This window comes from Parablautia sp. Marseille-Q6255 (genome assembly GCF_951230155.1).
Lineage (GTDB): Bacteria > Bacillota > Clostridia > Lachnospirales > Lachnospiraceae > Choladousia.
Genome location: NZ_CATNVD010000034.1, coordinates 1 through 7,847, shown reverse-complemented (window position 1 = coordinate 7,847; position 7,847 = coordinate 1). Strand labels below are relative to the sequence as shown.

The following is a 7,847-nucleotide window of genomic DNA, read 5'->3' as shown; positions in this document are numbered from 1 at the left end:
TGGATGACAAAAGGCGACTGGGCGTACATATTCGCGATGATGGCGCTTTATAACTGGGTGCTGGGGACGGCGGCGATCGCGGCGGACATACATCAGGACAGAAAGGTGAGGCATCATGGAAGAATCAAAGAAAGAGCATCTCGTGAGTGATGCGGATCTGCAGGCACTGATCGAAGAGTGGGAGCATCTGCCAAAACGAGATGTAGTAGATGTCGCAAAGGCAGAGGGAATCCTGTATGCGATTGCAATATTGCTTCCGGATGAAGAAAATGTCCCGACCGCCGGCAAGCAAGATCGGGACACAGCAAATAACTCAACTTTATTATAGACAAAATGCAAAGGAGAAGTCAATGGGAAATATATCATTATACGAACTTACAGAGCAGTACGATGCCGTACTGAACATGCTTTACGACGGAGAAACAGATGAGCAGACAATCATGGATACACTGGAGTCTATCGAAGGGGAGATCGAGGATAAGGCAGACAACTACGCGAAGCTGATCCGGATTATGCAGACAGACGCTGAGCTGTTAAAGAAAGAAGAGGACAGGCTTGCAGCACGGCGCCGGTCACTTGAAAACCGTTCTGGACAGTTAAAGCAGAACCTGCAGGCAAATCTCGAGTTTATCGGTAAAACGAAATTTAAGACAGCATTGTTTAGTTTTAGCGTGGCAACAAACGGAGGGCTGCAGCCGCTCACAATTACAGATAATATCGGAGATATACCTGGAAAATATCTTATTCCGCAACCGCCGGTGCCGGACAAAGATGCCATCAGAAACTTGCTTGCGGAAAAGGACGTTGAGTGGGCGCATCTGGAACCGCGCGGAAAGAGTTTGAGGATCAGATGATATGGACGAGAAATTTTTACAGGAAATGTCGCCATACAGATTAAACCAGCTGATGAAAATAGCATCCAAGGTTACAGATCTGATGGTATCGAATGTATGGCATCTGACTTTTAATGAAATGACGGTCGTGCTGGATGTTGTACGGCATGGGATAGAGTGCAGCAAGGAGGATAAGAATGTTTTTGAATAAGACGATATTTAAAAAATGGATTAAAACAGCCTATAACTCCAACGGGGTGAAGGTTGGAAGAGTATTTGGTGGTTTTGTACTGGCAGGTAATAGTTGGATTTTATGGGCAGACGAGCAGTATATGCCAAACTGGGTAAAAGCATCTGTTATGGAGCATGTTGGACATCTTCCACAAGACGGAGAAATTTTTAGGGCAGAGAAAAACGAGCCGGTGCAAATGATTATTGAAGACAATTTTTTAAATCTTCCGAAAGAGTTTCGCGAAGCTACGGTACCGTTTACAGTAACTCCTGTTGTGTACGGCAGCAAATACACGGAATGCCGAATCCTTCAGAATAAGCAGACACACAATACAATAGCCCTCTCGGAGGATCTTTACAAGGTAATTGATCTTTCAAATCTCGGTGTTGCAGAACAGTATCCAGATGGATTTGGCGAAAATCCACCAATGGGGCCGTGTGCGAAAAATGATGCCGCAGAAATTGTTTATTGGAAAAATGAGTACTCAGCCCTTGCCCTTTGTACTGTAAAAATCGGAGATTTAAAAACGCAAGAGATTATGAGTCTATTGTCAGGAATTGATTTTTCGGAGGAGAAGTGATGGGAATACCAGTGTTGATTATTGGGAAATCCGGAAGCGGGAAATCTGCCAGTATGAAAAACTGCGTAGGAAAAGATTTTAACTTGATCAGGGTGCTAAACAAGCCACTTCCGTTTCGGGGGAAAATAGACGGCTGGAATACAGACGATTACCAAGTCGTGCTCAAAGCGCTTAAATGCGCACCGGCAAAATCTATTGTCATTGATGATGCCGGGTATCTGATCACGAATTATTTTATGCGTAATCATAGTGCAAAAGGAAAAGGAAACGATATCTTCGGGCTTTACAACACTCTCGGGGATAATTTCTGGAACCTGATCCAATTTATCGTAAACCAGATGCCGGATGACAAGATTGTATACGTAGTCATGCATGAAGATACAGACGAGTTTGGAAATATCCGAGCAAAAACAATTGGGAAATTGCTGGACGATAAGATCTGTCTGGAAGGTATGTTTACGATTGTGCTGCGATGTGTCAATAACCTGTCTGAGCATAAATTTATTACCCAGTCGGACGGCAGCGCGATCAGTAAGTCTCCTGAAGGCATGTTTGAGGATATTGAGATACCAAACGATTTGCTGGCAGTCGATGGTGCGATTCGGAATTATTACGAAATTGAAAATTTAAAGAATAAGAGTCAGGAGGCATAAAGATGATACAGAAACCACAGGGATACGATGAATCATGGGCATTTACAGGGGAAACAAGAACACTGCCAGCAGGCTGCTATGTGTGTGTAGTGAAGAAGGCTGCTGCGGTTGAGGAGAACGGAAAAAACAAGTTGGTTGTTTTGTTTGATATTGCGGAAGGAGAGCAGAAAGATTTTTACAAGTCTCAGTATGATGCAGCGCGTGCTAATTCCTCAGATGCAAAATGGCGGGGCGTACATAAGCAGATCATGAACGGTTCAAGTCTCCCATTTTTCAAGGGGCTGATGACCAGTATTGAAAAATCAAATCCAGGCTATACATTTCCTTGGGGCGTGCAGAACAATGAAAAAACGCTTACCGGGAAAAAGTTTGGTGCAGTTATGGGGCGTGAACAGTTTCAGGCGCAGGATGGCAGTCTAAAGTGGGCAACCAAGATCATTCAGATACGCAGTATTGAGGGCTTGAAGGACGCAGAAACTCCAGAAGACAAGCTCTATAGTGATACACAGCAGGCAAGGAACAATACACCATATATTGGCGGTGTTCCGCAACATGATACAGGATTCGTGAATGTGCCGGAGAGCATGGACGAAGAATTGCCGTTTAACTGATATGCGTCTGACAAAAGAAGATTATGAAGATATCAAGCGTATGGTCGGCATGCGGCAGGCAGCAGAATACTATGGCTATCAGGTGGACAGGCAGGGGCGCTGCCTCTGTCCATTCCACAATGATGGACATCCAAGCATGAAGATTTATCCGCATGACAGGGGATATTATTGCTTTTCATGCGGCTCCGGTGGAGATGTTATTAAATTTGTATCGCGCCTATATGGATTAAATAACGAAGCGGCTGCGCAGAAGATAATTGAAGACTTTGCACTCCCGATCAAAACACAGGAGCTGTCATACAGGGAAAAGCGGGAGCGGGAACAGCGTGTGCGGCGAAGACAGGAATTAGAGCGATTTACTAGTCAGGCATCGAATGTATTAAGCCGATACAGGATATTGCTCTGTGAAGCGCTCAGATGCCCGTATACTGATTTGTTTGACGAGGCCTTACAGATGCTTACGTTAGTGGATTACAGGCTTGATTGCTTAAAGGAATGCCCGCAGGAGCTGTATGCGGACAAGAAGGTGGTGAAATGGATTGGAACAATCGAACAGCGAATTGATCGCTGGACTCCGGGAAATGGAGAAAGACAGACCGTTTCCGGATGAATTGTTTTACAGGATTTTTGAAATTGATAATGTCGTGGAGCGCACGATGTTTATTGAGGCGGCGAGGAGCATTGCACGCCAGATGAAGCGGATTAGCGAATTCAACTCGATATTAAAGGCATTTTTTACAGATTATCAGCAGAAAATGCATGAAACCGGAATGACCACACAGTTTACCGGACAGCCGATAGAGCTTGGCTGTAGCGGTTGGATCGCAGGAGACAGTGGAGTTTACACGGAAAAAATGGATACAAAAGGATTTCCGGTCCGAATCATGGCATGCGCGCATCCGATTCTTCCGATTCAGATATTGAAAAACGTAGATACGAGCGAAGAGCGTGTAAAATTGGCATATTTTAAATATGGAGAATGGCAGGCAGTAACAGTAAGCCGCGAGGTTTGTGCAGACAATGCGTCAATCGTCAAGGTATTGAGTCGGATCGGCGTAGAAGTGACGAGCGAAAACGCGAAATACCTCGTACGCTATATTAGTGACTGCATAGGGCTGAATCCAGCGAAGCTGCAGCCTGTCAAAGCGATCAACCGTCTTGGGTGGTGTGGATCAGAATTTATGCCATACGCAAATGATATTGTATATGACGGCGACCGCGATTACGAGCCGATATTCAGGAATATAAGAAGCGGCGGAAACTATGAGCTGTGGCGCGACCATTGCGCCGTATTACGTAAAAACAAGGTGGTACGCATGGCGTTTGCCGCCAGCGCTGCCAGTGTCCTGATCGAGCTGTTAAATACGCTTCCATTCGTGTTCCATATCTGGTCCGGGGAATCCGGTACATGCAAAACAGTCGCCATCATGGCGGCAATGTCGATCTGGGGCAATCCCAAAATGGGCGGTCTTGTTAAGACTATGAATACGACTAAAGTCGGTATTATGCGCACATCTGCATTTTTATACAGTCTTCCGTATGCCGGTGATGAGCTGCAGACGATGAAGGATAAGTGGATGACGAATTTTGATCAGCTCATTTATCAGATCACGGAGGGTATTGACCGAGGGCGCGGTCGGGCGACCGGTGGCGTAGAGGAGACAAAGACTTGGAAATGCAGCTACCTGTTTACCGGCGAGGAGCCGATCACGAAGAATAACAGCCGTGCAGGAAGTAAAAACCGTGTTATCGAGATCGAAGTCGAGGAAAAGCTTCTGGATGACGGAAACCATACCGTATCTGTACTTACAGAAAACTACGGGTTTGCAGGTCGAATTCTGGTGGAATACCTACAGAATACAGAGATACGCAAGCTGCAGGAAGAATACAAGTCGTATTTTGATGCGATGTGCAAGCTTGATACGACGGAAAAACAGGCAATGGCGATGGCGTGTATTCTGGTAGCAGACAGGATTCTGACAGAACTTATTTTTACAGAGGAAACAGCACTTACAGTAAAAGATATAAAGCAATATCTAAGAAGCGCAGGAGAGGTGGATATTTCAGAGCGCTCTTATCAGGCGGTAATGAACTGGGTTGCTAAAAATCCGGTGCGTTTCTTAAACCCGAACGTTCCGGATTCAGCAAACCGGTATGGCGAGGTGTGGGGGCGTATTGATGAGGAACCCGGAAAATCCGGTCAACCGCCGGTAGTAATCATAAATAAGGACGTACTGTGTGAATTCCTTGAAAAGAACGGATTTGATTATTCTGCGATTAGCAAAAAGTGGGCAGCAAAGGGGAAGATCCTGAAAAACTCCCAAGGAAAATACGTCCATCAGACCCGAGTGTACGGGATAAAGGCAAGTTACATCAAAATAGTCACAGAAGATATAAGCAAAGATGGATTTGTTAAATTGGATGATTATGAACAAGAAAAACTGCCTTTTGACTGACAATTACAACTGATTTTCGCTCATTTGGTAAGACCAGTAAGACATTTTGAAAGACAAAAAAGTACGTAAAAATAAGGCTTTATAATGTATAGTCTTACCATCTTACCAGTCTTACCAATTGTAAATATACATGACGTGAGAAGAATACATATGTCACATATTGTATACAAATATACTATAAAAATATACATGTATGTTTCCGGTTTTTATGTAAGATGGTAAGACAGTGCTTGGAACCCTTGATTTTACTGGATTTTTCTGTCCGACTGGGGCAAAAAAAACGAGTAAGTTATTTTCGCAAACAGTAAGACAGGCATTGAGGTAATTATAACATGAGTAATAAGAGTAATGGAAGTATATTTGAACGTAAATTTGCACAGCTGCTTGCAGAACACGGATTTTGGGCGCACGTCCTGAATGATAATCGTAACGGTCAGCCATTTGACATAATAGCCGCAAAGCACGGAGAAACATTCGTATTTGACTGTAAAGACTGCAAATCGGAAAAATTCCTATTCTCCAGAATTGAACCGAATCAGGAAGCTGCAATGGAATTGTGGCAGGGTTGTGGGAATCATGAAGGACTGTTTGCAATACAGTTTCCATTTCTTGGTATTCGTCTCCTGCCGTATACGATAGCGGCGGAGATGAGACAGGAGGGATATGCCGGAATATCAGGGAAGATGATCGTGGAGAGTACAGTGTCGGTAAAGGAGTGGTTAGAAGTAGTATGAGAGTAACAGTGAGCAATGAGATTCGTATTCAAAGCGCGCCGGTGGAGCTGACAAGGGATATCCGGCGGGAGCTGACAATGCCGAATCCGGAATATGTAAAAAAGCAACGTATGGGATTATGGACCGGAAAAACGGATCCGTGGATCTGCCTGTATCGCGTTGATGGCGATCAGGTGATCATTCCTTGCGGCTCAGGCGGCATTATTACTCCGTATCTGAGTGCGGATACAGAGGTGATCGAGGATCTGGCAGATAACGGATGTATAGATTATCCGGGGAAGGTGCCGCTGTATGAATATCAGGAAGATGCGGTGCGGGTGATGATGAACGCGGGGAACGGCATTCTGCAAAGTCCTTGCGGATCAGGAAAAACACAGATGGGTATTGCACTGGCAGCAAAGCTGAAGCGAAAAATGCTGTGGGTGACGCATACGCAGGATCTTTTATCGCAGTCTTATGACAGGGCGGCACAGTACTTCCCAGCATCAACACTCGGAAAAATCGCGTCAGGAAAAGTGCAGATCGGGACACATATGACATTTGCCACGGTACAGACACTGAGCAAACTTGACCTGCAGAAATATAAATACACATGGGATGTGATTATCGTAGATGAGTGCCACCGTGTCGCAGGAACACCGACAAGCATGCGGATGTTTTATAAAGTGATGAGCAATCTTGCAGCACGGCATAAGTTCGGACTAAGCGCAACGGTGCATCGATCAGACGGAATGATCAAGAGCACTTTTGCAATCATCGGAGAGGTTGGGCATTGTGTGCCGGATGAGGCGGTAACAGAAAAGACGATGCAGGTACAAGTGCACCGGGTGGGCACAGGTATTAAGCTTGACCGGAGCTGTCAGGATACAGACGGGACAATCGTTTATGCAAAGCTGATCCCGTATTTGGTGAATCAAAGGGAACGCAACGAGGGGATCATTGCTGATATGCTTAAAAACAGGAATCATTACAACTTGGTATTATCTGATCGACTAATTCATCTGCATATGCTGATGGACATGCTGCCGCATGAAATACGCAGTCAGGCAGTAATGATCGATGGCGGTATGACAAGCAAACGGGCAAAGGTGCAGCGTGAAATGGCGATTGAGGATATGAGAAACGGCAATAAGCATTATCTGTTCGCGTCGTATAGTCTGGCGAAAGAAGGACTTGATATTCCGCGGCTTGATCGCTTATATCTCACAACGCCGAAAAAAGATTACGCTGTTGTGACGCAGAGCATCGGGAGGATTGCACGGACGTTTGATGGTAAAACGGACGCCGTATGTTATGACTATGTAGATGATATAGCGTTCTGTGTAAACCAATACAGACGGAGGAAAACGAGTTATCGGAAGGCGGGGTGCAACATTATTGAAGACTTATGAACTAATGCTGGAGGTGCGGCGGCTGTCGGCTGTAAAGGCAAAAAATGAAGCATCTTTGTCAGAAGAGGAGTTGCAGGGTAAGTACCGGAAATCTTATGAGCGACTATGCAGCGATTTAAGAGAGAAACAGTGCGAACTGCGTGTGCGATACGTCAATGCCTGTAAGCAGTTACAGGAAGTGATGGCAGAGAGTGTATATGCGCCGACTGGAAAGGAATATGAATGGCTACATGATGAGATAACACGGCGTGTAAATGCAAGCAATGAAGATGCGCTTCTGAAATCATTGTTTTTAATATTTTGGATATTTTTTGATGATGAAATGAAATAAAAGAAAGGAGCCAGCCTCCGGCCGGG

At 45.1% G+C, this 7,847-nt stretch carries 11 protein-coding genes; all 11 read left to right on the top strand.

Annotation, left to right across the window (positions count from 1 at the left end; genetic code table 11):
- Positions 1-115: 115 nt before the first annotated feature.
- Positions 116-328, top strand: coding sequence for a hypothetical protein (locus QOX44_RS17880; RefSeq protein WP_283685180.1), 213 nt, complete (start codon positions 116-118; stop codon positions 326-328).
- 22 nt (positions 329-350) lie between these two features.
- Positions 351-854, top strand: a complete 504-nt coding sequence (locus tag QOX44_RS17875; protein WP_283685178.1) for a siphovirus Gp157 family protein — start codon at positions 351-353, stop codon at positions 852-854.
- A gap of 1 nt (position 855) precedes the next feature.
- Positions 856-1,044 (top strand): hypothetical protein, encoded by a 189-nt coding sequence (locus QOX44_RS17870; RefSeq protein WP_283685177.1) that lies wholly within the window; start codon positions 856-858, stop codon positions 1,042-1,044.
- A complete protein-coding gene (locus QOX44_RS17865) occupies positions 1,037-1,645 on the top strand; it encodes a hypothetical protein (RefSeq protein ID WP_283685176.1) in 609 nt (202 codons plus the stop codon). The genes QOX44_RS17870 and QOX44_RS17865 overlap by 8 nt, the downstream gene beginning before the upstream one ends.
- A complete protein-coding gene (locus QOX44_RS17860) occupies positions 1,645-2,298 on the top strand; it encodes an AAA family ATPase (protein WP_283685174.1) in 654 nt (217 codons plus the stop codon). The genes QOX44_RS17865 and QOX44_RS17860 overlap by 1 nt, the downstream gene beginning before the upstream one ends.
- Positions 2,299-2,300: 2 nt before the next feature.
- Positions 2,301-2,909 carry a hypothetical protein gene (locus QOX44_RS17855; RefSeq protein WP_283685173.1) on the top strand — a complete coding sequence of 203 codons (609 nt, stop codon included), beginning with the start codon at positions 2,301-2,303 and terminating at the stop codon, positions 2,907-2,909.
- Entirely contained in the window at positions 2,869-3,519 is a 651-nt protein-coding gene (locus QOX44_RS17850) for a CHC2 zinc finger domain-containing protein (protein WP_283685172.1), read from the top strand. Before QOX44_RS17855 ends, QOX44_RS17850 begins: the two co-directional genes overlap by 41 nt.
- Positions 3,449-5,365 carry a DUF927 domain-containing protein gene (locus QOX44_RS17845; RefSeq protein ID WP_283685171.1) on the top strand — a complete coding sequence of 639 codons (1,917 nt, stop codon included), beginning with the start codon at positions 3,449-3,451 and terminating at the stop codon, positions 5,363-5,365. Before QOX44_RS17850 ends, QOX44_RS17845 begins: the two co-directional genes overlap by 71 nt.
- Positions 5,366-5,697: 332 nt before the next feature.
- Complete coding sequence (locus QOX44_RS17840; protein ID WP_283685170.1) at positions 5,698-6,099, top strand: hypothetical protein; 402 nt, start codon at positions 5,698-5,700, stop codon at positions 6,097-6,099.
- Positions 6,096-7,490: a DEAD/DEAH box helicase gene (locus QOX44_RS17835; protein WP_283685169.1), complete on the top strand. Its 1,395-nt coding sequence runs from the start codon at positions 6,096-6,098 to the stop codon at positions 7,488-7,490. The genes QOX44_RS17840 and QOX44_RS17835 overlap by 4 nt, the downstream gene beginning before the upstream one ends.
- On the top strand, positions 7,477-7,821 hold the full coding sequence (locus QOX44_RS17830; protein WP_283685168.1) for a hypothetical protein: 345 nt from the start codon (positions 7,477-7,479) through the stop codon (positions 7,819-7,821). Before QOX44_RS17835 ends, QOX44_RS17830 begins: the two co-directional genes overlap by 14 nt.
- Positions 7,822-7,847 lie beyond the last annotated feature (26 nt).